We start from the raw sequence: 25,644 nt of genomic DNA on the forward strand, positions 1-25,644 counted from the left end.
ATTTACTTTATTTTTCATTTTTTTATTAGGCTTAGCAATTCTTGTATTTAATTTAGAGTGCCCTGACTTAAAAATAAAAAACGCCCGAAAACGGACGTTTTTTGATACATAAATGCTTAAAGCTTAGAAACCAACTCAGGAATGACCTGGTTCAAGTCACCTACCAGCCAGTAGTCAGCAATAGCATTGATTGGAGCTTCTTCATCTTTATTGATCGCTACGATCACTTTAGAATCTTTCATACCAGCCAAATGCTGAATCGCTCCAGAGATACCTACAGCGATATAAAGCTCAGGTGCAACGATCTTGCCAGTTTGACCCACCTGCATATCATTTGGTACAAAGCCTGCATCAACTGCGGCACGTGAAGCACCTTGTGCAGCACCAAGCTTGTCAGCGAGCGGATCAAGGATTTTATGATAGTTCTCACCTGAACCCACGCCACGACCACCGGATACTACAATACGTGCACCAGCGAGTTCAGGACGTTCAGATTTGACGATCTCTTCATTTACGAATGACGAAACACCAGCATCTTTCACTTCACCAATCGTTTCAACTGTTGCAGAACCGCCTTCAGCAGCTACTGCATCAAATGCTGTCCCACGAACTGTACCTACAATAATATCTTCTGAAGATTCAACAGTCGCGATCGCGTTTCCTGCATAAATCGGGCGACGGAAGGTTTTAGGACCTACCACAGCCACGATATCAGTTACCATGCTGACATCAAGCAGAGCTGCCGCACGTGGTAAAATATTTTTACCGGAAGTTGTAGCAGCAGCAAGAATATGCGAATAGTTCTTACCAATTTCTGCAATTAAAGCAGCAACATTTTCAGCCAGCTGGTTGGCATAAGCTGCATTATCAGCAAGTAAGACTTTACTTACACCAGCAACTTTAGCAGCAGCATCAGCAACTGCCTGAGCACCAGAACCCGCAACCAATACAGTGATATCACCACCGATTTCTTGAGCCGCAGCAACAACATTTAGAGTCGCAGCATTCAGGGTGTTATTGTCGTGCTCAGCGATAACTAAAATACTCATGATTTTTATCCTTCTGTATTAGATCACTTTCGCTTCATTTTTAAGTTTGTTGACCAGTTCATCAACAGACTTCACTTGCACCCCTGCCTGACGTTCAGCCGGAGATTCAACCTTAACAGTTTTCAGCTTAGAAGCTGCTGTTACGCCATAATCTGCTGGAGACTTGGTTTCAAGCGGTTTTTTACGTGCTTTCATAATGTTTGGCAGAGCCGCATAACGAGGTTCATTCAAACGCAAGTCAGTGGTAATAATTGCAGGAAGTGATAGCTCAACAGTTTGCAGACCGCCATCAATTTCACGGGTTACCTGAACCTTGCCACCTTCAACTTTAACTTCTGAAGCAAAGGTACCTTGGCCCGCACCAAGCAGTGCACCCAGCATCTGACCGACCTGATTACTGTCGTCATCAATAGCCTGTTTACCCAAAAGGATAATTTCTGGTTGTTCCTGCTCCACGATCCCTTTTAAAATTTTGGCAACTTCGAGTGCCCCAATTTCATCAGTCGCAGTTTCTACTAAAATTCCGCGATCAGCGCCTAAAGCCATAGCAGAACGAATTTGTTCCTGTGCTTCTTTAGGACCGATAGAAACCACTACGATTTCTGATACTGTTCCTTTTTCTTTTAAGCGAACCGCTTCTTCCACTGCGATTTCACAAAATGGGTTAATTGACATTTTAACGTTAGTAAGGTCTACCCCACTATGGTCCGGCTTAACGCGAACTTTAACGTTGGCATCAACCACACGTTTTACAGCAACAAGAGCCTTCATGTAATCCTCGGCTGTTTTAGCAAAAGTAAATGTTGAGAAAAGCTATGATAACTCTTCAATTAAAATTTTTTAGGTGCCTTATCTTGCAATGGGTATGGCATTTGGGTCAAGTCACAATTACCTTTGGAGACGTAAAAAAGCGTAAAAACCGTGAAATGCAGAGTTCATAAAAAAATGTAACAGGGATCTTAGGGTAATTACTCTACTAGTTAACTGATATTTATATATTTATTTTTATTAAAATTTTATGATTCAAATTCGGGTATTAAAGTCAGAAAACCTGAACCGGTACTGAAGTGATTTAAAGGCTGGTAGCTTAAGTTTTAAAGTATGACTGTACAGATCAAAAATGTCATTTAAGACACAACCAGAACAGCTTATTCAGCTTTTAGCTTACAAGAAACCAGCATTCTGGCCTTAAAACGCTTTAACACAATCAAATTTTCTAATGTACTTTAAATCTAAAAAGCATGCCTAGATAGCATGCTTTTTATATTCATCAGTTCACTAGAAGCCAAGTGGCCGCCATTGCAAGCAATCCACCCGAGGTTCCATCAATCCATTTCTGTTTTTTTGCATCAATGGAAGTTTTTTGTGTAATTTTGGCAAAGACCATACTTAAACTGCAATATACAATAAAAATGAGCCCAATAAAGATAAAGGATAAAATTAAGCCCTGACTTACTGTATTTTGTGTTTTATCAATGAACTGGGGAAGAATAGCAAAATAGATCAGCATTCCTTTTGGGTTCAGTAAAGCCGTAAAGAACCCCTTCCTGACCGGATTTGTATGAGGTATCTCTTCAACTGTCACTTTTTTCTGATTAAACACAGACTTCAGCAAATTAAAAGCCAGATACAACAGATAGGCAATTCCTATATAGCGGATTGTATCAAACAGCAAAGGTGAAGATACAATAATTGCTGCGATTCCTAAAGCAACCAGAACTGAATGAATCAGATAGCCAAAACATATACCAAAAGTTGCCATCATGCCTGCTTTTGCATCTTTACCCATAACTTGTGACAAGATAAACAGCATATCTGGTCCAGGTGTGAAAATTAGGGGAAGCACGGTCAATGCAAAGAGTACAAATACAGACATTTTCTTTTTCCTGTTGAATGTCCTGAATCAGGAAAATAAGTATCTACGAAAAGCTGTAAAATAGGATTTCAAATATTTTATAATAAGAATTAATTTTCGAATAAAATTCTAATTTATGAAAAAAGATTCTAAATTAATTCGGATAAAGCTAGATCGCATCGACAGAAATATCATTCAGGCATTACAAAAGAATGCCCGTATCCAAAATAATGATCTGGCCACAGTCATTGGACTATCCCCCTCTTCGTGTTTGCGACGAGTCAAACTGCTTGAAGAAGCTGGCATTATTCAGCATTACACTACTGTCGTAGATATGCAGAAAATCGGTTTTCAACTGATTTTATTTTCACGAATCTGGCTGGTTGGGCAGGATGCTGAAACTATTGATACTTTTATTTGTGCAATGAAGGAACTGCCTCAAGTGATGGAGTGCTATATTATTTTGGGTGAATGTGATGCAATGCTTAAAGTTGTAGTACCTGATCTGGAGAGTTACCGAAAATTTCAGTCTACACATCTGACTAAAAAGAATGGTATTACAAGCGTAAAAACAGATTTACCTAGTCAAATTATTAAACAAAGTTTTCAGTTGCCTCTTGATGACCTTTGATTTTAGCTCGACTTAGATTCCTAAATGTTGGCATATGGCAGTATTTATTTTGCTTCATCTAATGACTGTTCCTTGAAGCAATATTTTTCTCTTACATTATTGAAGGAATTCTGTTTTGTGAGGATATAAATCAGCCACTCTTTCTCTTAAGAGACAATCAGAAACTGCTCTTTTTAAATAATTATTTTAGTCAAAATATGGGGCATGTTTGTATAGGGGTATCCTTAAGTAGCCTCCTTGTCCGATGCTCAGTTGGAAGTTTCATTAATAAGCTTAACTACTTTTTTCCTTATAGCTTACTATTCAAATCCAATGTCTATAATTTCAAGCAACATGATTTTCTAAAAAATCGCGATGTACATGACTCAAAGCAATCAATTCATATTGAGATAGCCCAAATATTCTCCATACTTCTATAAAGTCTTCTTTTAAGTCTATAGGCATTGGAGCATGAGCAGTTTCTTGCCACTTTTGATCTGAAATCCAGAGATAAGTTTGCAAGGTATCAGAATGCATAGCCTGAATTTTACCCTCGGCATTGATTCCCTGAACCAAGGTATGAGCAGGCAGCGCCGCTTCAATAGTAGGTAAACTGATTTCTACAAAATGTTTGACCTGACGTAAGCCATACCCAGCAAATATATCTTTCTGTGCCGGACTTAGCTCATCATATTTCTGTTGAATATTGACAATCATTTTAGGTCCCCATTTCTATTAAAATATTCCGGTGATGAGAAGAGAAACCGGTCATTTTCCTATCTCGATCACTATAAAATTAAGCTGTTTTTATACTTGAAAAATTAAGTTTTGATTATTCTACAATAGTTCTAGTTTTAGGTCAGATGGATTTTAGCTATTCTTTTTAGAAACTATTTATTTAATTTTAACAGCTCTGGGATGGGCCTGATCATAAATTTTGGCCAGATGGTCAAAGTCAATATGGGTATAAATCTGGGTGGTACTCAAATTACTGTGGCCCAACATTTCCTGAACTGCTCGAAGGTCACCACTATTAGAGAGCATATGACTTGCAAAACAATGCCGGAGTAAGTGTGGATGCAGATCAATATTTACTCCAGCCCGCAGTGCTTGTAACTTGACCCGGTTCTCAATTTGCCGGGGTCCCAGCTGGCCGCCTTTTTGACTGATAAAAACTGCCGAATCTGCATTAAATTGGCCTTGCCAGAGCCGATAGACTTCGAGCCACTTCAGCAGACTCTCATAAGCTTGAGTACCAAATGGTACAATCCGGGTCTTGTTACCTTTACCTGTAATACGCAATAGTCGTCGATTAAAATCAATATCTTTCATACACAGACTTTGTAATTCTGTTAGGCGTAATCCGCTAGAGTAAAGTAGCTCCAGCATGGCTTTGTCACGCAGCCATAAATGCTGGTCCTGAAGTTTTTCAGGCGCCGGCTGGTCCAGAATCTGCTGCACCGTTTCAATATCTATCATGCCGGGCAATGGCCGTGGCTGCCGTTTAAGCTGAAAGTCATCTGCAGGATTAAAACCGATATATTGACCCTGCTCAGCCCATTTCATGAACTGCCGTATGGCGGATAAATGGCGTTGCAGGCTGCTAGAGCTTAACTGCTCTTGTTCTACCTTTAAAGCCAAGTATTCACGCAAATCTGAAGCTTCAATACTGTTCAGCGGTAACTTCTTAACAGCACAGAAATCCAGAAAATCTTTTACATCACGTGCATAGGCACTTAAAGTATGGGCAGATTGATTCTGGATCTCCCGCTCTTTGAGCCACATAGAAAGCAAGTGTAATGCTTCAGGCTGCATCCTGCCCTCTCTGGGATTGAATAGAACTTTTAATACTATTTAATTCGGTTTTAATTACTTTGAAAATAACGCAAATCCAAACGGCCTTCATAAACATTTGCTGTAGGACCTGTCATCCATACCACATCACCCTCACGCCAGCCAATCTGTAACTTACCACCTGCCAGCTCGACTTCCACTTCTGGGGCAAGCAGACCACGGCGCATGCCACTTACCGCAGCAGCACAAGCACCTGTACCACAGGCCAGTGTTTCTCCAGAGCCACGTTCAAAAACACGTAAGCGCACCTGTTTTTCATTCAGGATCTGCATGAAGCCGACATTCACACGTTCAGGGAAGCGTACATGTGATTCTACTTGTGGACCAATAGCTGCGACCTCAGCAGTCAGTACATCTGGCACAATAGTTACTGCATGGGGATTCCCCATATTCACCACATCAATTTTAAGCAGTTGGTTGTTGTTCAGCTCTAGTGCATATAAAGGATCAGTTTCTTCTGTTACAAACGGAATGAGCTCTGGAGCAAATTTCGGATAGCCCATATTAACCCGAACCCAGCCGTTTGGCCCCAGTTCCGGCTCGACAATACCGGATTTGGTCTGTACTTTAATTTTGGTTTTCGTGGTTAACTGGCGCTCATGCACAAAACGTGCAAAGCAGCGCACTCCATTACCACACTGCTCTACTTCTGACCCATCTGCATTAAAAATACGGTATTTAAAATCAGCAGTAGGTATGTCTGGTGGCTCAACAATCAGGAGCTGGTCAAAACCGATACCAAAGTGACGATCTGCCAGGCGCTGAATAGTAAGCGTATCGAAATAGGCACGCTGGGTAATCAGGTCCACGACCATAAAATCATTACCCAGCCCATGCATTTTAGTAAATTCCAGCATGTTTTTTACTCACACTTCTGGTAACAGATGTTCACGTTCCCACAGCGACTCAATAGTCTCACGTTCACGCACCAGATATGCCTGATGATTATTTACCATAACTTCTGCTGCCCGTGCTCGTGTATTGTAATTAGAACTCATCACAAAGCCGTAAGCGCCAGCACCCAGAACGGCCAGAAGGTCATTCTCTGCCAGCGCCAGTTTACGCTCTTTCCCTAGAAAATCGCCTGTTTCACAAATAGCACCCACGATATCCCATTCTTTTTCCTGAATATCCTGATGTGGTTCTACTGGTTGTATATCCATCCATGCTTCATAGAGTGCAGGTCGAATCAAATCATTCATTGCAGCATCAATGATAGCAAAATTACGGTAATTGGTTGGCTTGAGTAGATCTACTCTGGTAAGCAGTATACCTGCATTGGCTGAAATACTGCGGCCCGGCTCCATATAAACTTTCAGCCCTAGCTTTTGCAAAGCCGGTTTCAGGGCATTTGCATATTCCTGTACAGTCGGTGGCACTTCATCTTTATAAGTTACGCCCAATCCACCTCCAATATCGATGTGCTTGAGCTGTATCCCCAACCCATTAAGCTGTTCAATCATCAACATGACGCGCTCCAAGGCGTCTACAAACGGTTTGGTTTCAGTCAGCTGTGAGCCAATATGACAGTCAATCCCCACGATATTCAAATTAGGCAGTGAAGCTGCATACTGATAGGTTTCAAATACGCTATCTGAAGGTATACCAAACTTATTTTCTTTTAAACCCGTTGAGATATAAGGATGAGTTTTTGCATCGACATCCGGATTTACCCGTAGGGAAACAGGCGCCTTCTGACCCAATTTTTCAGCAACTTTCTGAATACGGTCAAGCTCGGCATGAGACTCAACATTAAAACAGGCAATTCCAACATTTAAGGCTTTTTCAATATCTGCTTCAGTTTTTCCAAGGCCTGAAAATACTACTTTGGCCGGATCGCCGCCAGCAGCCAGAACACGAGACAGCTCACCACCAGTGACAATGTCAAAACCGGCACCCAGTTTGGCCAACACACCCAGAACCGCAAGATTGGAGTTAGATTTCACGGCAAAACAGATCTGATGATCAATGAAGTCAAATGCACGGTCCATATCTGTATAGTGTTTTTCAAAAGCCTGTTTTGAATAAACATACAAAGGTGTACCAAACTGCTGTGCAAGCTGCTTCAGTGAACATTGCTCTGCATGCAACACCCCATTGATGCGGGTAAAACTCATGAGTGTATCCTTATTTGTTCTGCTTATGGTGTAGGTTGAGTAGCTGGTTCAGCATCAGGTGCTGCAAAAGTCTCGCTTACTGGCTCGTCAGATTGCTGGGCTTGATGGGTATCGCTGGGCTTGCTTTGCTCGGACGCGGTATTTGGATAAAGCAGATATCTTGCACGTTTATCATAATTGGGATCATTGGGTAGCTGTAAAGCCCCTGACTGACCGCAACCGGCAAGTAGAGTCGCCGTAACCAATACACTGATGTAGCAAACGACAAGACGCATCTGGCCACCTATTCGATAATTTCCATAAAGTATACTGTGATCAATATTTTGACCACAGTGTTTCAGGCTATAGAGATTAAAGCGAGATGAAAAAAAACGCCAGTTCTAAACTGACGTTTTTTAACAGTTACTGCAAATTATGATTTCTTGCTTTTAGTAAAGAAGTAGCCAATGGCCAGAATAATCAGCCACAACGGGCTAACCTTGAGCGCCTGGAATGTATCTGCTTCCAAGGACAATACATAAACCATCCCAATAAAGAAAATAATGACCACCCAGCAGGTAAATACTCCACCTGGCAATTTGAAAATTGACTTGGCATGCAATTCCGGACGCTGTTTGCGGTAGTTAATATAACTCCACATAATGATGATCCAGACACAGATGAACAGAATAGTTGACAAGGTTGTTGCCAATGTAAATGCCTGAACTGCGTTTGGAACAAAATACTGTAGAGCAGCTCCCAACAACAGACAGACAGCTGAGAAATACAAGGCATTTGCCGGAATAGCGCGTGATGTCAGTTTACCAAACCAGCGTGGTGCCTGAGCTTCACGGGACAGGCCAAATAGCATCCGGCTGGTTGAAAACACACCACTATTCATTGATGACATGACCGAAGACAGCACTACGAGGTTCATAATAATTGCAGCTGCTGCTACGCCTGCTTGACTGAACAGGTTTACAAACGGGCTGATATTAGGATCAATCTTATTCCAAGGAGTAACTGACATGACAATCAATAGCGCCAGCACATAGAAAATAATAATCCGTATTGGAATTGAATTAACCGCTTTAGGTAAATTACGCTCCGGGTCTTTAGTTTCAGCAGCTGTTGTACCGACCAGCTCCACGCCAACAAAGGCAAAAATTGCAATCTGGAAGCCTGCCAGGAAACCGCTCATCCCTGTGGGGAATAGACCATCATGTGACCACAAGTTAGTAAAGGAAGCTACTTCACCTGCTGTTGAAGTAAAGCCAGTAAAGATCATCCACAGACCTACGGCAATCAGTACTACAATGGCAATAATCTTGATCAGGGCAAACCAGAATTCCATCTCGCCAAACAGTTTTACGGTAACCAGATTCAGCCCCATAATAAAGACAATTGACGCAATACTGATCAATACACCTTCTAATGGGGTAAAAGGTAGGCCATTATTAAAGAATTGCAGGTAGTAAATAATTGCGGATAAATCAGCAATCCCTATAGTGATCCAGCATAGCCAGTAAGTCCAGCCAACAAAATAACCTGCCCAAGGACCGATCAAATCAGCAGAAAAATCAATAAATGATTTATAGTGCAGATTAGAAAGTAGCAGTTCTCCTAATGCACGCATCACTAAAAAGACCATTACCCCGATGATCATATAAATGAATAAAATGGATGGTCCTGCCAAACTGATCGTTTTCCCTGATCCCATGAATAAACCGGTACCAATAGCACCGCCAATGGCGATCAGCTGCAGGTGACGGTTCGATAAACTCCGTTTTAGCTCTCCCTCCTCTTCTGGAATAGAGCTATGCATTTGGTTAGACATTTTTGATTTCTTCTTAAAACATTTTGCAACAAACTTAGCTCAAAACTCATCTAAAACAAAAATTATTTTTCACTCGGCAACATTCTTTTGAACATTAATTAACCAAAGAATTGATTTTATTTTTTCATATAGTTTAAATTTCATATAATATTTAATAGTCTTTTTTTAAATTTACTATATTAATTAAATAGTTATATATAAATTATCCTTGTATTTTCATTAAAAAATAACTTTAAATTACTTCGACTAATTATTGTGTTTTTCCTAACATAATGATGGGAAAAATTTACTGCTATTTCGTATATCAAACACTCCTATTGCCAGACATCCTATAAGACAACTTCTTTGTGCCCCACTTGGGTAGAATCCTTATAGTTCTGAAGAATATATAAATTGCTTTCTGACGACATGATCTAACGTTCTATATGTACGAAGCTTTCCGTTTCAGCAGCTTTATCTCTACAATAGAACCCTTTTCCAAAGGTTATATATTTCGATTATGGCTAAAGCAAAAACGGTTTATCGCTGCGAACAGTGTGGAGCAGACCATTCAAAATGGGCAGGTCAATGCTCAGAATGTGGCGAATGGAACAGCCTGACAGAAGTTGTGGTAGAACCTGCCGTGAGTCACCGTGCCAAACCGAATTTAGGAGGCGGCTATGCCGGACAAGCTGCCAATATCACGACTTTAAACAAGGTCTCGGTCTCTCATGAAACGCGCCTGCCGACTGGTATTGGTGAGTTCGACCGAGTCCTCGGTGGGGGTCTGGTTACAGGCTCTGTCGTCCTGATCGGTGGTGATCCGGGTATTGGAAAATCTACTATTTTGTTACAGACCGCGACGCACATGGCAAGTGCGAACAGCGCTGCGCTCTACGTTACAGGTGAAGAATCACTTTCGCAGGTTGCGTTACGCGCTCAGCGTCTAGACCTGCCGACTGACCGGCTAAAGGTTATGGCTGAAACATGTGTTGAAAGAATTTGTGAAGTTCTTGCCCATGAGCGCCCGGCGGTTGCCATTCTTGATTCTATCCAAACTTTATACACTGAGACCTTGCAGTCTGCCCCAGGCGGTGTCTCGCAAATCCGTGAATCAGCTGCCTTATTGACCCGTTTTGCTAAAAATAGTGGAACAGCATTATTTTTGGTTGGTCATGTGACTAAAGAAGGCGCATTGGCCGGGCCTCGTGTACTTGAACATATGGTCGACTGCGTCCTGTATTTTGAAGGTCAGTCAGATTCACGTTACCGCATGATTCGTGCAGTCAAAAACCGTTTCGGTGCTGTCAATGAGCTGGGCGTATTCGGGATGACAGATAAAGGTCTGCGGGAAGTAGCCAACCCCTCTGCAATTTTCTTGAGCCGTTACGATGAAGCTATTCCTGGATCAATTGTTATGATTAGCCGTGAGGGCACCCGACCTTTATTGGTCGAGGTACAGGCTTTGGTCGATGACGCTCATGGGCAGCCACGGCGGGTTGCTCTAGGTCTCGAGCAGAACCGTTTAAATATGCTGCTGGCAGTAATGCACAGGCACGGCGGTGTACAAACTTCGGGACAGGATGTTTATGTGAATGTAGTGGGCGGTTTAAAAATTACTGAAACAGGTTCTGACCTGGCAGTACTTCTGGCATGTGCGTCGAGTTTACGTGGTAAAGCTCTCCCCCAACAACTGGCTGTATTTGGCGAAGTCGGCTTGTCTGGGGAAATCCGTCCAGTTCCCAATGGTCAGGAGCGTCTTAAAGAAGCAGCCAAACATGGGTTTAAGTACGTAATTTTACCTCGAGCCAATGCACCACAGAAACCGGTACCTGGTGTTCAGGTGATTGCGGTGGCCCGGTTACATGAGGCTTTAAGCGAAGCGCTACAGCTGAGTGATGAACTGTCTTAATATATGGTAATCATTTAATTTGAAAAAATACCGATCTAGCATTGAATTTCTATATAAAAGCCGGCATAAATAACATATCGAAATCGTTTAGATATAGGAAATTTTGATGGAAGTACACCAGCGTGGCTTGATGGCCGGTATTTTAATGGCGGCCTTGGTTATGTCACCTTTGGCTGAAGCAAAACGTGCCGGCGGTGGTAAGAGTATGGGTATGTCACGTTCTGCGGCACCTACCCAGTCTTATCAACAGCCTCGTCAGGCAGCTCCGGTTCAACAACCTGCAACTGCGCCCCAGCGTTCTGGTCCGGGTGTAGGTTCAATGGTTGCTGCAGGTGTAGCAGGTGCTGCAGTAGGTGCAGTAGCAGCGAATGCTTTAGCAGATGACAACAATACCAACCCAAATGCACAGACAGCGGCAAATGATCAGGAACTGGCTGCACAGCAACAGGCTGAACAAGAGAAAGGCGGTATTCCTGGCTGGCTCTGGGTTTTGCTTGCAGCCGCAGTTGCATTTTTTGTATTCCGTAAATTCGGAGCAAAAAAAAAACTAGCTACTAACAATCCGTATGCACCAAACTCAGCTGGACCAAATCCATCACCATTTGGCCAGCATAATGCAGCACCGCGTACTCAAGACAATACCAATATTTTCGGTCAGTCAGTTGGCGGCAGTTCAACTGCAGCGAACACGGCAAATAATGCGCCATTTGGTACGGCCTACACGAATAGCGGTCAACAGTTACCAGATGGCACTGAACCGGCAGCATTCTTGCGTATTGCGCGTCAACGTTTCAACCATATTCAGTCAATGAATACGGCGAGTAATATTGAAGAGATCCGTCGTTATTTAACTCCGGAACTTTATAATGCAATGCGTAGTGACATTATGGCCAATCAGGACCAAGATGTTGCCGAATTCAGTAACCTAAATGCTATGGTAGTCGACAGTGCAACTGAGAATGGCCAGTATGTGGTCAGTGTACGGTTTACAGGTACAGTGAGTGAAGACTTAAACAGTCTGCCACAACCTTTCTCTGAAACCTGGCATTTTGTTAAACCTGCCGGTTCTCAGCAAGACTGGGTAGTTGCAGGCATTCAGCAAGACTAATTGACTTTGCTCATAAAAAAACCGCTCTTTCGAGCGGTTTTTTTATTTTAAACTCAAGCAATCTGTGCAGGAAATGTAACGACATTTTCCAGCCGCATCTGTCGGGTTGCTATCATTAATAAACGATCAATTCCCAAGGCAATTCCTGAACATTCCGGCATATACTGTAGAGCGGACAATAAATTTTCATCTATTGGCATGATAGGTAGGCCAAGTGTACCTCGTTCTGTATTGTCAGCTTCAAAGCGTTCCCGCAACACTTTGCTATCAATTAGCTCATCATAGGCATTAGCCAATTCCAGTCCTTCAATATAAAGCTCAAAACGGGCCGCTACCTGTTCCCCATCCTCATCAGTTTTCACTTTGGCCAGAGAAGCTAGCTCTGGTGGAAAATCGGTAAGAAATACGGGTGCATCAAAGCCTAAACTTGGCTCGACGAAATGTGAGAATAGCAGATCAATATAGGCAAGCCGGTCATCACCCAGATCCAGGTTTATGCCTAAACGGTTGGCAGTATCTTTCAGGAGTTTTACAGAAGCTTGTAATGGATTAATATCCAGACGATCTTGAAATGCATGTTTATAACTTATTACCACCGGGCGCATTTCACCAAAACGTTGCGCCAGACATATATTTAAAAGCGCTGTGGTTTCATGCATCAAATCAAGAAGACTAAAACCTGGCCGGTACCATTCCAGCATGGTAAATTCACTATTGTGTTTGCGGCCATGCTCATCATCACGAAACACCTTGCAGATCTGGTAAATCGGCCCGCTTCCACTCGCCAACAGCCGCTTCATGGCAAACTCGGGCGATGTCTGCAAATAATGTATCTGCAACTTCCCTTCTACATGGCGCTGCGCTGATACAGACGCAAGATGTACATCAGTGACTCCAGCCTGTGAAAGTACAGGTGTTTCAACTTCCAGTACATTCCGTTCAGCGAAGAACTGACGAATCTGGGTGTACATGGTAGCACGTGCCCGCATTACTTCTAATGTACAGGTGGGCTGATAACTATGTTTCATGCCTGAGGCCCCCCATGCGCAGACCATTCACGGCGCAGTGGGTAAGTCTTACGCAAGTGGTCAAAAGCTTGCTGATCAATCCTGCCGTCCTTTAGACAGGCACGTAAATTCTGGTCATCTCGGGCTATATCATAAATTTTGCCGAGACAAGTTTTGAGAACAGTTTTAATATCTGTCTGTTCAGTAAAATATTGTTCGCATATGGGTAACTGGCTTATAAAAGTCTTGCTGGCCATAAAACCAAATTTTTCACAGAAAGCTTCATAAATCATTTGTGTCCCTCTGGCCTTTCCTTCCAGACTATAACCAGCAATATGCGGTGTAACCAGTCTTACCCATTTTAGGAGCTCTTCAGAGATCACGGGTTCATGTTCAAATACATCCAGTACCACCAGACGATGTGTGGTTTGTATATCATGGATTAAAGACTGCTCTTCAATAACTGGTCCTCTTGCCGAGTTCACCAGAATTGCCTGAGTTTTCATAAGAGCCAAAGTTTCGGCATTAATTAAATGATGAGTAGGATAATGCCCTGTTTTAGTCAATGGTACATGGAGAGAAATTGCGTCCGCTGAAGCCAGCAACTCCTGCAATGGAACCTGTGTAACCGCCAAGTGATTAACCAGAGGATCATAACCGATTACTTGCCAGTCTAGCAGTTCTGCCATATAAGCCAGCCGTGAACCGACATTGCCCAGACCAATAATCCCCAAGGTAAACTGTTTTCCAGCATCCAGTAACTCTGGTTTTAAATACAGTAATGCCGTAATTACATATTCAGCAACGGCCTGTGCATTACAACCCGCTGCATTTGACCAGCTAATCTGCTGCTTTTCTAAAGCAGGAATATCCAGATGATCTGTTCCGATCGTAGCACTACCAACAAATTTTAACTTTGTATTTTCAATGAACTGCTGATTGACACGTGTTACAGAACGTACCAGTAAAGCATCTGCATCCTTCACATCCTCATGCATGAGGGTACGGCCAGCACGATGGTCAATTTCAGCAAAATCTGAAAAAAAGTAGTCTGTAAAAGCAAGATTCTCATCTGCTACGATCTTCATCTTCAGTCATCCGGGCATTAAAATATTATTATCAACCGAGATGAGCTGGATCACAATCTATCCTGTTTTTTTATTAAGCAGTAGTGGGGATAGAACTTTTAGCTATCCCAATAGCGATTTTTCAGATCTTAAGTGTATTTTAAGGTAATTATTTTTATATTTGATTTAATTAAAATATACACTGTTTTATAGTAAAAATAATATCTACGCTTTAATTCCTTATATAAATAAATTATTTAATTACATCAATAGAATTATATAAAAAAAATGAATTTATTATTTTTAAACGCTTACAATCTAAAAAATTACGAACTCTTTACGTAATAATTTTTTGTACTCATCTACTATTTTCTTATCCTTATAAAAAAGGTTTTAAGCATGAGTAGTATTAGCGTTCCAACCCAAGAAAAAGATCTAAATCCTTTTATTAAAATTAAAGAGAGTTTACTCAACAAGAGACCAGAATATTTAAATATTGATCACCCAGAAGATTTATTTTCCAGCGAAGTCAATGAATATTTAAGCCAATACCCCCTTACCCGACATATTGATATCTGCCTGCATGATCTGAACGGACATGTCCGCGGCAAACAGATTGATGTTCAAAGTTTGAAGAAGATTTATAAAGGCTGCTATTTTCCCTTGTCTGTCTATGCCATGGATCTAGATGGCAAAGTGGTTGAGGAAACAGGTCTCGGAAAGTCAATCGGTGAGCCTGATATGCTCTGCATACCGATTTCCGGCACATTACAACCTTGCGCCATTCAGCCTGAGACGCATGCACAGCTTTATCTGACCATGCAAGATGAAAATGGTGAGGGCTGTAAATATGAACCCCGCAATCTTTTAAGCCATATTATCGCTCAGCTTCATCACCAGGACTATTATCCGGTGATGTCGGCTGAGCTCGAGTTCTATCTCTACAAGCAAAATGCAGATGGGGAAGATGAGGTTTTATCAAGTCAGTGCTTTGACCTGAATACGCCTGATGACTATCAGTATGTACTTGAAGAAGTAGAGCAGATTGCACGTTTACAATCTATCGAAATGATCGGTATTGTTGCAGAAGCCGCCTCTGGTCAGTATGAAATCAATATTCAGCATACTTCGAATATTTTACGGTTATGCGATCAGATCATGGCGCTAAAACGTATTATCAAGCAGGTGGCCAGAAAACATCAGCTGCATGCCAGCTTTCTTGCCAAGCCCACCCTGCTAAAAGCGGGTAGCGGCATGCACTTTCATATGAGCTTGTGTAATGCTTCCATGCAAAATCTATTTAGCTCAAATGATCTGTCTACACCATCAAAAATGTTGTTAAAAACGATTAGTGGCATGATTCAGCTAATGCCTGCATCAATGGCTATATTAGCCCCCAACATTAATTCCTACCGCAGATTTACACTTGGTCATCATGTTTCACTGGAAGCAAACTGGGGAATTAATAACCGCAATGTTGCCATCCGTATACCTTGCTCCGATCAGGAAAATCAGCGTCTAGAATACCGTATAGCTGGCGCAGACTGTAATCCTTATCTGGCCATTGCTGTCATATTGATTGCTACCTTACATGGTTTAGAACACCAGTTAGATACTCCGCAGCCAGTCCATCTTGCGAAATCAAAACATGAGCATATTAATTTACCCAAGCATCAGCTCGAAGCATTAAATCTTCTTAAGAACAATCCGGTATTAAAAAAATATTTAGGTAAAGAATTTATAGAGGTATGGTGTACAGTAAAATCTGCTGAATATTATAATGTTTATAACCAGATTACTGAAACCGAACAAAACTGGGATATTTAATTTTAATCAAGTTAATACTCCAAATATCAAGTTTAAAAAGCTAATATACCTATTAGCTTTTTATTTATATAAATAAAATTCAGCTAATTAAAAAATAAGTGCTGAGAAATTTTATTTGCCCAGAAAGCGCAGCCCAACTCCAGGTTCAGTGATAATATATTGAGGATGAATTGCATCTTCGCCCAGTTTATTTCTAAGCTTAGCCACCAGTATTCTAAGATAATGTGTATCTTCCTGATGGGTAGGTCCCCATAGCTCCTTTAAAATTTGTGGTTGAGTCAGTAACTGCCCCCGATTTCTGGCCAGCAATGAGAGCAGATGAAATTCTTTTCGGGTAAGAGCAACCGCCTGGCTGTTGATATAGGTCTGTCTCTGTACAAAATTGATCTTTAGATAACCATCGTCATAGTCATGGGTTTCAGTCTGGTTTAGCCTGCTCCTCAAGACCACACGAATCCTGGCCATGAGCTCTTGAACGCTAAACGGTTTGGTTACATAGTCATTGGCTCCGGCATCCAGCAAGGTCACCTTTTCTTGTTCATCTGAGCGTACCGACAACACAATAACTGGAATTTCACTCCAGGACCTGAGTTCTTTCAATACGTCCTGACCATCCAGATCAGGCAGGCCCAAATCCAGAATAACCAGTTGCGCACTTTGGGAAGAGAGATATTCCAGTCCCTGCATAGCCGTGCCAAATAGCTGAGTCTGGTAGCCCTCGGACCTTAATGCGATTCCTAAAAATTTCCGGATTTGCGGTTCATCATCAATCACTACGATTCTGGTTTCTGCTGGGTGTATATTCACAGTTATTGCCTTTTAATCTTGTGAAATATGGACAGGTAAAACAATCTGAATATTGGTCCCTTTATTTTTGAGACCAATCTGCGCCTTAATACTTCCTATATGTGCGGAGATAATGGCTTTAACAATCGCCAGTCCCAAGCCTGTCCCAGTAGGATTACGGTCGCCATGCATGGTATAGAACATATCAAAAATTTTTTCTCGGTCAGCAATATCGATACCTTTACCCTGGTCACTAATATCAAACTGGATATGTGCAGTATCAGGTTGTGAAAGAATAATATCAATTGGCTGATCTTCAGGATTAAATTTGGCAGCATTTTCCAGCACATTAAATAATGCCTGTTCAATCAGCGCAGGATGTACGTAAATTTTCAGCTCTTGCGGCAGGCGTTGAATATTAAACTCAACTACAGGTTTATAACGTTTTAAGCGTCTGGTTGCTGTATACACCAGTTCATGGACCTCAATCCAGTCACGCGTCAGTTTCAACCCCTGATAGCCCAGTCGAGTCATGTCCAGCAAATTCTGTATATAACGGTCTAGACGTTCTCCTTCCAGCCCTATGGTCTCGAGTAAAGTAAGCTGGTCTTCTTCGGTCATAGTAGACTTGTAAGTAGCAATAGTATCTGCTGCTCCTATCATGGCAGCCAAAGGTGAGCGCAGGTCGTGAGACACCGAAGAAAGTAAAGCTGAACGAAGTTTTTCAGTTTCAGAGCTGATATTGGCATATTCCAGTTCCTTGCTGAGCTGCGTCCTGGTAATAGCTTGGGTAATATATTCCACCATAGCTTCAGCCAGACGTCTTTGTTCAATATTCATTTCCCTCTGATTTTCTGAAATATTGAGCCCGATAACACCTATACATTCTTTCGAAGCCAATAAAGGCAGAAACCACCAAGCACTTTCACTCAAAGTCTGGGTAAAACGCCCGGAAGGCTGGTGATTCTTCAATGTCCAGTTTGCCGAAATTTTTTCTTTTTCAGTCAGCAGATTTTCATCTGAGCTTAGTGCTGTTTCATCACTCAGCTTAAACCAGACCTGAGCATTTAAACTTTTTTCCAGACTGTTCTGTCCGATTTCAATGACCTGCTGCAGGTCAACCGCAACAGAGAGTTTCTGCCCCAAATCCTGCATAATACTGTTATAGCTGTTTGCCGATCTTAGGGCGACCACCTGTTCACGCAAGCGTGATGCCAAACGGCCCGCAATAAGTGCTGCTGCCAGAAACGCCACTACAGTGATCACACTTTTATGAGCCGAAATCTGGAAAGTTAATGTCGGTGGAATAAAGAAAAAGTTATAGGCAAAGAAAAAAAGAATAGCTGCAAGCATGGCAGCAATCATTCGGGTATTGGCTGCAACAAAAATAACCGCAGTAATAAAAATCAGTGATAGCTCTTCAACTTTTAAGTATTGCACACTTAGTTTTGCAATCAGAATACTAGTTACCGTTGTGATCAGTACAAAAATCAGTTCTTTTAAATTTAAGACATAATTTTGCCTGTTAAAACGGTAGGCTTGCGGCTTACCTTGCTGAACCGGAACAATACTCAGTTCAAATGCGGGTTGATATTTTAACAGCTGATGGGCTAAGGGCGGCCTTAACCAGCTGTAAAATAGCGGCCGACGTTCCTGTTCTAGTACCAGTGTTGAAATTCTCCGTTCACAGGCAAAATTGTACAGTGACCCTGCGTAATTTTTTCCATATAGAATATCAGTCATTCCCCCTAGCTGCCGTGCCAGATGAAGCGCCCGCTCAATTTCCCTGCCTGTACTTTGAGTTTCAAATGAGATCGGATTATAACCGGATGCTGTAGTTAAAAATGCGACTACAGTCCATTTTGCATTACGACGTTCGGCAATACGGCTTCCTATCCGTACTAATGCTTCAGAGTTCTGGTTACCCTGAATCATGATTAGCACATGATTATTTAAGGGCGTTAGCGAAAGACCCTTTACATCAAACTGCTCCCGTGCATCTATATCAATATGATGGGCCACCGTCTGTATGGCCAGTTCACGTAATGCTGTCAAGTTGGCAATATTAAAAAAGCTTTTCAAGGCATGCGCCGCCTGATCAGGTACATAAACTTTACCCTGATTTAAACGCTCCAGCAGCTCATTTACCGGCAAGTCGATGAGGCGTATATCACGGATACGCTCAAAAATCTGATCTGGTACGGTTTCTTTTACCCGTATTCCCGTAATCTGGAATATGACATCGTTCAAGCTTTCCAGATGCTGAATATTCATGGTGGTAAAAACATCGATACCGGCATCAAGAAGCTCATTAATATCCTGCCAGCGTTTTTTATGGCGGCTCCCGGGTATATTCTGGTGCGCCAATTCATCTACCAGTACAATGTCTGGATGGATCTGTAAAATACTGTCCAGATCCATCTCTTCAAGATTATGGTTTTTGTATTCAACTATCTTTCTTGGAATCGCAGGCAGGCCGGCAACCAGCTCCTCAGTTTCCGGACGCCCATGAGTTTCAATATAACCAATTGCTACATTCTGGCCCTGTCCATATAGCTCATGCGCACGTGACAGCATGGCAAAAGTTTTTCCCACTCCTGGTGCTGCGCCCAGAAAAATTGTCATGTGCCCCGTCTGATGACGCTTGACCTGCTGTAACAGTATATCGGCCTTATTTGTTTGTATATTTGTCATTTTTCATTCTTAAAACAGAGGATCATCAATCTCTTGAGCAAGGTATTGATGATCCTGAACGTGCATATTTCAGTATAAATGAAATCTTGAAAACTTATTTTCGTTTTAGCTGATCAAGTGCAAGATTCAACTCCAGTACATTTACCCGGTTTGAACCTAATACTCCAAATGTTGGCTGCTGGGCGTATTTAAGGACAAGTTCCCTTACCTGCTGTTCAGGCATACTACGCTGTTCAGCAATACGCTTTACCTGTATGAGAGCTGCCCGTACGCTAATTTCAGGGTCAATCCCGCTTCCTGAGGCAGTGACCAGATCTTTAGGGATCTGATCTGGCTGAATTGCTTCAAGGCTGGCAACCTGAACAATACGTTCAGCGATCACTTTCTGAAGTTCAGGATTGGTTCTGGCCAGATTACTTCCCGCCAGCGCCATGGGGTCATAATTGGCCACTGATGGCCGTGAATGGAAATAAGAAGGAGCAGTAAAAGGCTGCGCCACCAGTTTAGAACCAACAACCTTGCCTTCATATTTAATCAGGCTGCCATGAGCCTGCTCTGGAAAAATTGCTTGTCCGATCTTTGTTGCAATCGCACTATAACCAAATCCACATACTATTAAGGCGATCAGGCTTAAACCGATTGCGGGCCTGATTAAAGCACTTATGGCTGGCTGTGTAACAGGCTGAGTTAATATTTGCATATGATTCTCCTTAAACACCCATAATCAGGCTGACAATCAGGTCAATGGCCTTAATAGCAACAAAAGGCAATACGACTCCCCCCACACCATAAATCAGCATATTTCGGCGTAATAGCTGAGTTGAAGTGGAAGGCGTAAATTTGACACCGCGCAATGCTAGTGGAATCAGTAATGGAATAATAATGGCATTAAAGATCAGTGCAGAAAGAATGGCACTTTCCGGACTGGCGAGTTGCATGACATTGAGTACCTGCATTTGTGGAATAGCCAATACAAATAAAGCCGGTAATATTGCAAAGTATTTAGAGATGTCATTTGCCAGCGAGAAAGTTGTCAATGCACCGCGGGTAATTAGCTGCTGTTTCCCAATCTCAACCACTGCCAGCAGTTTGGTCGGATCTGAGTCCAGATCTACCATATTACCGGCCTCTTTAGCAGCCTGAGTTCCAGAATTCATAGCCAGACCAATGTCGGCTTGTGCCAATGCCGGTGCATCATTAGTACCATCCCCTACCATTGCCACAAGATGACCATTTTGCTGCTCGCGGCGAATACAGGCCAGTTTGTCTTCTGGTTTAGCCTCGGCGATATAGTCATCTACGCCAGCTTCAGCTGCAATTGCAGCCGCAGTCAGAGGATTATCACCGGTAATCATAACGGTCCTGATTCCCATCTCTCTCAGGCGTGCAAATTTTTCTTTAATGCTGGGTTTGACCACATCAGATAGTTCAATCACTCCAAGAATATTCTGGTTTAAACTGACTACCAGTGGCGTTGCACCTTTGGAGGCTACCTGCTCTACCCGTGTTTTCAGTTCAGGATTATTTTCAAGAGACTGAGAGGTAAATTTCAAGATTGCATCTATGGCTCCTTTGCGGATTTGCTGGCCAGTTTCCAGATTAATTCCAGAAATACGGCTGGCGGCATTGAAAGCAATAAATTCGGCCTGTTCTGGCTGGTGCACATGCTCGCCTAGTTCTTTTGCCAGAGACACTACAGATTTACCTTCTGGTGTAGGGTCAGCAAATGATGTTAATACTGCTGCCTGACGTAGCTCAGATGGTGTTACGCCCGTTAGTGGATAAAATGCAGTTGCCTGACGGTCTCCATAAGTAATAGTTCCGGTTTTATCCAGTAATAGCACATCGACATCTCCCGCTACTTCAACCGCCTTGCCAGATTTGGCAATCAGGTTGGCTTTTAATGCGCGGTTCATGCCAGCAATACCAATGGCAGGCAATAAACCGCCAATCGTTGTCGGAATCAGGCAGACCAGTAAGGCCACCAGTACAATCGGATCAAGAATAATACCCAGAGATCTAGCTATGACCGGCAGGGTTGCTACCACCAACACAAAGGTTAGGGTCATAACCGTCAATAAAATCCCCAGAGCAATCTCATTGGGAGTTTTCTGGCGGTTTGAGCCCTCAACCAGTGCAATCATCCGGTCCAGGAAACTATGTCCAGTTTCAGCAGTGACCTGTACAATAATGCGGTCAGTCAGAACTTTGGTTCCTCCGATCACACCAGAACGGTCCGTACCTGCTTCACGCAGTACGGGTGCAGATTCGCCAGTAACCGCAGCTTCATTAATCGTGGCAAAACCATGCACAATTTCACCGTCTGCAGGAATCAGCTCCCCTGCCCGGATTTCTATTAAATCATTTAGAGCCAGTACTGTAGCAGCGACCTGTTCGCCCTCCTTATCCTGCAAGGTTTTTAAACGTCGGGCCGTGAGGTTCTGACGAGCCTGCCGCAGGGAAGCTGCCTGCCCGCGTCCTTTGGCCTCTGCTACAGCTTCTGCATAATTAGCAAATAAGACTGTAATAAAAAGAATAAAAGTAACAGCCATCCCAAAAAACAGCTGGGTCTGTCCGAACACTGTACTGAACAATGTAATCAAGGTTCCCAGCCATACCACTGCCATTACCGGATTTTTAATCATGTGCTGTGGGAGCAGTTTAATAAAGGCATTTTTCCAGGCAGCGCTCTGGTATAGAGCAGGAACTTTTTGTGTTTGATTCACAGATTTCATTATTTTCCCCTTAGCCCTGAACCAGTAGTAAATGATCAGCAATGGGTCCCAAGACCAAGACAGGCATGAATTGTAAAAGAGTTAGCATGACCACAATGGCAATCAGTGTTAAGGCAAACGTTGGCGTTTCTACTTTCAGACTGCCTGCACTTTCAGGTGCCTGCCGTTTAACTGCCAGACGCGCAGCAATCAGTAAAGGAATAATCAGTGCCGGAAAGCGGCCTGCCAGCAGCGCAATACTACAGCTGATATTCCACCAGACAGTATTGTCAGCCAGTCCTTCAAACCCAGAACCATTATTGGCAAAGGCCGAAACATATTCATAAAATACCTGGCTGATTGCATGGCTCCCAGGATTACTGTTACCAGTAAGTTCAGGAAAAAACAGGCTTATTGCAGTGAACAGTAAAATAATTGCTGGCTGAATAAGAATAACCACAGCCAGTAATCTGATTTCAGGCGCTTCAATTTTTCGGCCGAATAGCTCTGGTGTACGACCTGTCATCAGCCCGGCAATAAATACCGCCAAGAACAGATAGACCAGAAACTGCTGCAAGCCACAGCCAATTCCACCCCAGATGGCATTGATCAACATGTTTGACAATGCAACCAGTCCGGTCAATGGTGCGGATGAATCATGCATCATATTGACAGAACCATTATTTACCTGCGTTGTCACAGCAGCCCAGAGTGCCGAAGGACTCTCAGCAAAGCGCACTTCTTTACCTTCCATTGATGAGATATTTGTGGCTGTATCAGATAAGCTTTCTGACCAGATTGCGCCAGTCGCCGAGATGACTGACATCAGCAGCATTGAACCAAATACAAAACCTGCAAATTTTGGACGTCTGGTCAAGAAACCCAGCATGACAATAATAGAAACTGGAATAAGCAGGATTGCCAGCATTTCCAGAAAATTAGAAAGTGGTGTCGGATTTTCTAAGGGCACACTACTGTTTGGTCCATACCAGCCGCCGCCATTACTACCAAGCTGTTTAATTGCCACCATCGGTGCCACAGGCCCTAATGGAATTTTCTGAGTGGAAAGTTCAGCATTAGGTTGAACTACCTGAACCTCTGGCCCGCCCTCAAAAGTCGAAGGTACACCCTGACTGTTCAGTAGCAGCGACCAGAGTAGACAGAGTGGAATTAAAAAACGGAATGTTGGCCGAATTACATCTGCCCAGTAATTTCCTACATTTAGTCTGGTCTGCGCTGAACTGTTATCACATTCGATAGGTCCTGGCTGTTTCAGATTAAACAACGCACGCAAGGTAGCAACTACCATAGCCAGCCCCATCATAGGCGTAATTATCTGCAAGCCCACAATACCGACCATTTGTGACAAATAAGATAGCTGTGCCTGACCAGAATAATGCTGCTGGTTAGTATTAGTCAGGAAAGAAATCATGGTGTGTAAAGCCAGGTCCCATGACATATTAGGTGCATGGTTTGGATTAAGTGGTAGCCATGCCTGTACCATAAAGAGTATCCAGACCAGCATGCCTACTACAAAACAACTTAAGACAAAGCTCAATATATAGGTTCTGGCACTCATTTCCTGTTGAGGCTGAGTGCCCAGTACGGCGTAAACAGGTTTTTCTATCCAGCTAAACAGGATGTCACTTCTCATTTTGTGATATTGCATCACGTCTGATAGATATTTCCCCAAAGGAAAAGCAAGAATTACTACCAGCGCGATCAATAAAAAGAATTCCAACATGCCTCTTCCCCTATTTCGATAAATTAGAAGACAAAAAGAGCATCTGGTATTTTTTCTTATTTAATAACGCGTCCCCATGATGACTTATTCTCATGTACGCATCATCTGCAAATTGGGTAAACATTTTTCGAACCTTGATCATTGGAAAATTCCACTATCAAGTATGAAAAAGGGCACCGTAAATTTTCTATTGATAAAGCACTAAAGGGCGTAAATTTTGCGTAAATTCTAATTTCTATATAAACTTTTTAAAAAAATAAAAACAATGACATAAAACTATTTCATATTTATCAAAGTGAATATCCTGGAGAATAATCTAACTGATATAAACTGTTTTTATTAATATATTTATAGCCAGATTACTAAAAATAAAGCTCAAAAGTACGCAGTCATACTTTTGAGCTTATCGCATCTTAAAAAGCTTTGGTAAGGGTAAATACTGCGCCAGTATCTACACCGCGCTTGCCAGCATGATCTAACGCATCTTTATCCAGATTAGTACCCACTACAGCAAGTTCTGCGCTTGCATCAGGGAAAGAAGCGAAATTATAAGTCAGACCAGCTTTATAGTCGAAATAACTATTTTCACCTTGCTGATTAAAATCATAGTCATCTACAGTAGTATAGCCAATACTGGCCACCGCACCGAAATTAGTCTGGGCAAGCGGTACAGCATACCCCAGCGTAGCATTCCAGCTATTCTTGTCTTGACCTGCATAGTCATTGGTATAGCTCAGACTTGTTAATAGACTGTCATCATTTATTAATATACGTTCAAGAATAAGTCTGGCATATAACTCTGCATAATCACCCTCATTACCACTAATATAATTATAGTAACTTGCACCTATATCTAAAGTTACAGGTACTGAACTTGATAATTTGAGAGGCGTGCTATAGCCAATTGATGGATCAAGTTCCATATGAGGGTCTGCAGTACCATAATCTACATTCGAGGCAAAAGCACTAAAATATAATCCACTTTTATGTGTCAGAGTTGCGGTTCCCTGAATAGCTGGATCAGTTTGGGTCTGGGTAATCCCGCGGAAACGGTAATCGCTGGTAAGAGTAATATTACCACTGAGTTCAAAGTCTTGGGTATTTTCAGCTGTTTCAGAAGCAGCAAAAATCTGATTTGAACATATACCAACAATTGAAAAAGCTATAACCTTTTTAAAGATTAAATTGGAGTTAAAAAGCATAATACATCACATAGATACTAAAATAAGTTATAAGATTAATTAGGCAGAGCGTAAAATTTATAGCATAAATTACTTGAAAAACATAAATTTTATATAAAAATTTTAGAAAATAATAATAGATTAAATAAAAATTAATTAATAAAGAGCAAAAAAAATAATACCTACAATTTAAATAAAAATTTAATAAAATACTATTTCTAATTAATATTCAATTAATTATATAATCATTAAAAATCAGATATAAAATAAGATGTTTTTATTTTTATAATTATTTAGATATGAGATTAAACCTACCTATTTAAT

At 42.0% G+C, this 25,644-nt stretch carries 21 protein-coding genes; 4 read left to right on the plus strand and 17 right to left on the minus strand.

Translation table 11 applies throughout. The features are described from left to right. Positions 1–116: 116 nt before the first annotated feature. From ABZP31_RS09960 to ABZP31_RS09970, 3 genes are all read right to left on the minus strand, one after another. Positions 117–1,049, minus strand: a complete 933-nt coding sequence (locus ABZP31_RS09960; protein ID WP_005019249.1) for an FAD-binding protein — start codon at positions 1,047–1,049, stop codon at positions 117–119. Between the two features lie 18 nt (positions 1,050–1,067). Beyond that, entirely contained in the window at positions 1,068–1,820 is a 753-nt protein-coding gene (locus tag ABZP31_RS09965; RefSeq protein ID WP_005019247.1) for an electron transfer flavoprotein subunit beta/FixA family protein, read from the minus strand. Positions 1,821–2,319: 499 nt separating this feature from the next. After that, positions 2,320–2,925, minus strand: coding sequence for a LysE family translocator (locus tag ABZP31_RS09970; protein WP_075040393.1), 606 nt, complete (start codon positions 2,923–2,925; stop codon positions 2,320–2,322). A 115-nt stretch (positions 2,926–3,040) separates the two neighbouring features. Between ABZP31_RS09970 and ABZP31_RS09975 the strand changes: the two genes are divergently transcribed. After that, positions 3,041–3,535 carry an Lrp/AsnC family transcriptional regulator gene (locus ABZP31_RS09975; protein ID WP_101161785.1) on the plus strand — a complete coding sequence of 165 codons (495 nt, stop codon included), beginning with the start codon at positions 3,041–3,043 and terminating at the stop codon, positions 3,533–3,535. 324 nt (positions 3,536–3,859) lie between these two features. On the opposite strand, the gene ABZP31_RS09980 is transcribed toward ABZP31_RS09975, so the two are convergent. The 6 genes from ABZP31_RS09980 to ABZP31_RS10005 form a co-directional block, all read right to left on the minus strand. Further along, on the minus strand, positions 3,860–4,231 hold the full coding sequence (locus ABZP31_RS09980) for a hypothetical protein (RefSeq protein WP_101161783.1): 372 nt from the start codon (positions 4,229–4,231) through the stop codon (positions 3,860–3,862). A gap of 177 nt (positions 4,232–4,408) precedes the next feature. Then, positions 4,409–5,299 (minus strand): site-specific tyrosine recombinase/integron integrase, encoded by an 891-nt coding sequence (xerA, locus tag ABZP31_RS09985; RefSeq protein ID WP_162622408.1) that lies wholly within the window; start codon positions 5,297–5,299, stop codon positions 4,409–4,411. A gap of 80 nt (positions 5,300–5,379) precedes the next feature. Beyond that, complete coding sequence (gene dapF, locus ABZP31_RS09990; RefSeq protein WP_026443958.1) at positions 5,380–6,225, minus strand: diaminopimelate epimerase; 846 nt, start codon at positions 6,223–6,225, stop codon at positions 5,380–5,382. A 9-nt stretch (positions 6,226–6,234) separates the two neighbouring features. Next, a complete protein-coding gene (gene lysA, locus ABZP31_RS09995) occupies positions 6,235–7,485 on the minus strand; it encodes a diaminopimelate decarboxylase (protein WP_248133822.1) in 1,251 nt (416 codons plus the stop codon). Positions 7,486–7,508: 23 nt separating this feature from the next. Then, complete coding sequence (locus tag ABZP31_RS10000; protein WP_248133821.1) at positions 7,509–7,760, minus strand: lipoprotein; 252 nt, start codon at positions 7,758–7,760, stop codon at positions 7,509–7,511. A gap of 137 nt (positions 7,761–7,897) precedes the next feature. After that, positions 7,898–9,301: an amino acid permease gene (locus ABZP31_RS10005; protein ID WP_005019232.1), complete on the minus strand. Its 1,404-nt coding sequence runs from the start codon at positions 9,299–9,301 to the stop codon at positions 7,898–7,900. 499 nt (positions 9,302–9,800) lie between these two features. Here ABZP31_RS10005 and radA point away from each other — a divergent pair, with 499 nt between their 5' ends. After that, positions 9,801–11,192: a DNA repair protein RadA gene (radA, locus tag ABZP31_RS10010; RefSeq protein ID WP_017400839.1), complete on the plus strand. Its 1,392-nt coding sequence runs from the start codon at positions 9,801–9,803 to the stop codon at positions 11,190–11,192. A gap of 106 nt (positions 11,193–11,298) precedes the next feature. After that, the gene (locus ABZP31_RS10015; RefSeq protein ID WP_248122060.1) at positions 11,299–12,300 is read left to right on the plus strand and encodes a Tim44 domain-containing protein; all 1,002 of its coding nucleotides are present in this window, start codon (positions 11,299–11,301) and stop codon (positions 12,298–12,300) included. A 53-nt stretch (positions 12,301–12,353) separates the two neighbouring features. Here ABZP31_RS10015 and epmA read toward each other — a convergent pair whose 3' ends face one another. Both epmA and ABZP31_RS10025 read right to left on the minus strand, forming a co-directional pair. After that, positions 12,354–13,328 carry an EF-P lysine aminoacylase EpmA gene (epmA, locus tag ABZP31_RS10020; protein WP_111281817.1) on the minus strand — a complete coding sequence of 325 codons (975 nt, stop codon included), beginning with the start codon at positions 13,326–13,328 and terminating at the stop codon, positions 12,354–12,356. Continuing rightward, positions 13,325–14,395: a 4-phosphoerythronate dehydrogenase gene (locus tag ABZP31_RS10025; protein ID WP_017400836.1), complete on the minus strand. Its 1,071-nt coding sequence runs from the start codon at positions 14,393–14,395 to the stop codon at positions 13,325–13,327. Before ABZP31_RS10025 ends, epmA begins: the two co-directional genes overlap by 4 nt. 378 nt (positions 14,396–14,773) lie before the next feature. On the opposite strand from ABZP31_RS10025, the gene ABZP31_RS10030 reads away from it, so the two are divergent. After that, positions 14,774–16,201: a glutamine synthetase family protein gene (locus ABZP31_RS10030; protein ID WP_248133820.1), complete on the plus strand. Its 1,428-nt coding sequence runs from the start codon at positions 14,774–14,776 to the stop codon at positions 16,199–16,201. A 111-nt stretch (positions 16,202–16,312) separates the two neighbouring features. Here the strand turns inward: ABZP31_RS10030 and ABZP31_RS10035 are convergent, their stop codons facing one another. The 6 genes from ABZP31_RS10035 to ABZP31_RS10060 form a co-directional block, all read right to left on the minus strand. Further along, on the minus strand, positions 16,313–17,008 hold the full coding sequence (locus ABZP31_RS10035; protein ID WP_005027129.1) for a response regulator transcription factor: 696 nt from the start codon (positions 17,006–17,008) through the stop codon (positions 16,313–16,315). A 12-nt stretch (positions 17,009–17,020) separates the two neighbouring features. Further along, positions 17,021–19,681, minus strand: a complete 2,661-nt coding sequence (locus ABZP31_RS10040) for a sensor histidine kinase KdpD (protein WP_248133819.1) — start codon at positions 19,679–19,681, stop codon at positions 17,021–17,023. A gap of 94 nt (positions 19,682–19,775) precedes the next feature. Then, a complete protein-coding gene (gene kdpC / locus ABZP31_RS10045; RefSeq protein WP_248133818.1) occupies positions 19,776–20,381 on the minus strand; it encodes a potassium-transporting ATPase subunit KdpC in 606 nt (201 codons plus the stop codon). Positions 20,382–20,391: 10 nt separating this feature from the next. Beyond that, complete coding sequence (gene kdpB / locus ABZP31_RS10050; RefSeq protein WP_248133817.1) at positions 20,392–22,416, minus strand: potassium-transporting ATPase subunit KdpB; 2,025 nt, start codon at positions 22,414–22,416, stop codon at positions 20,392–20,394. A gap of 10 nt (positions 22,417–22,426) precedes the next feature. Next, on the minus strand, positions 22,427–24,139 hold the full coding sequence (gene kdpA, locus ABZP31_RS10055; RefSeq protein WP_248133816.1) for a potassium-transporting ATPase subunit KdpA: 1,713 nt from the start codon (positions 24,137–24,139) through the stop codon (positions 22,427–22,429). 413 nt (positions 24,140–24,552) lie between these two features. Next, positions 24,553–25,341 carry a TorF family putative porin gene (locus tag ABZP31_RS10060; protein WP_005027141.1) on the minus strand — a complete coding sequence of 263 codons (789 nt, stop codon included), beginning with the start codon at positions 25,339–25,341 and terminating at the stop codon, positions 24,553–24,555. Between the last annotated feature and the right edge of the window lie 303 nt (positions 25,342–25,644).

This window comes from Acinetobacter sp. FL, assembly GCF_040744925.1.
GTDB lineage: Bacteria > Pseudomonadota > Gammaproteobacteria > Pseudomonadales > Moraxellaceae > Acinetobacter > Acinetobacter radioresistens.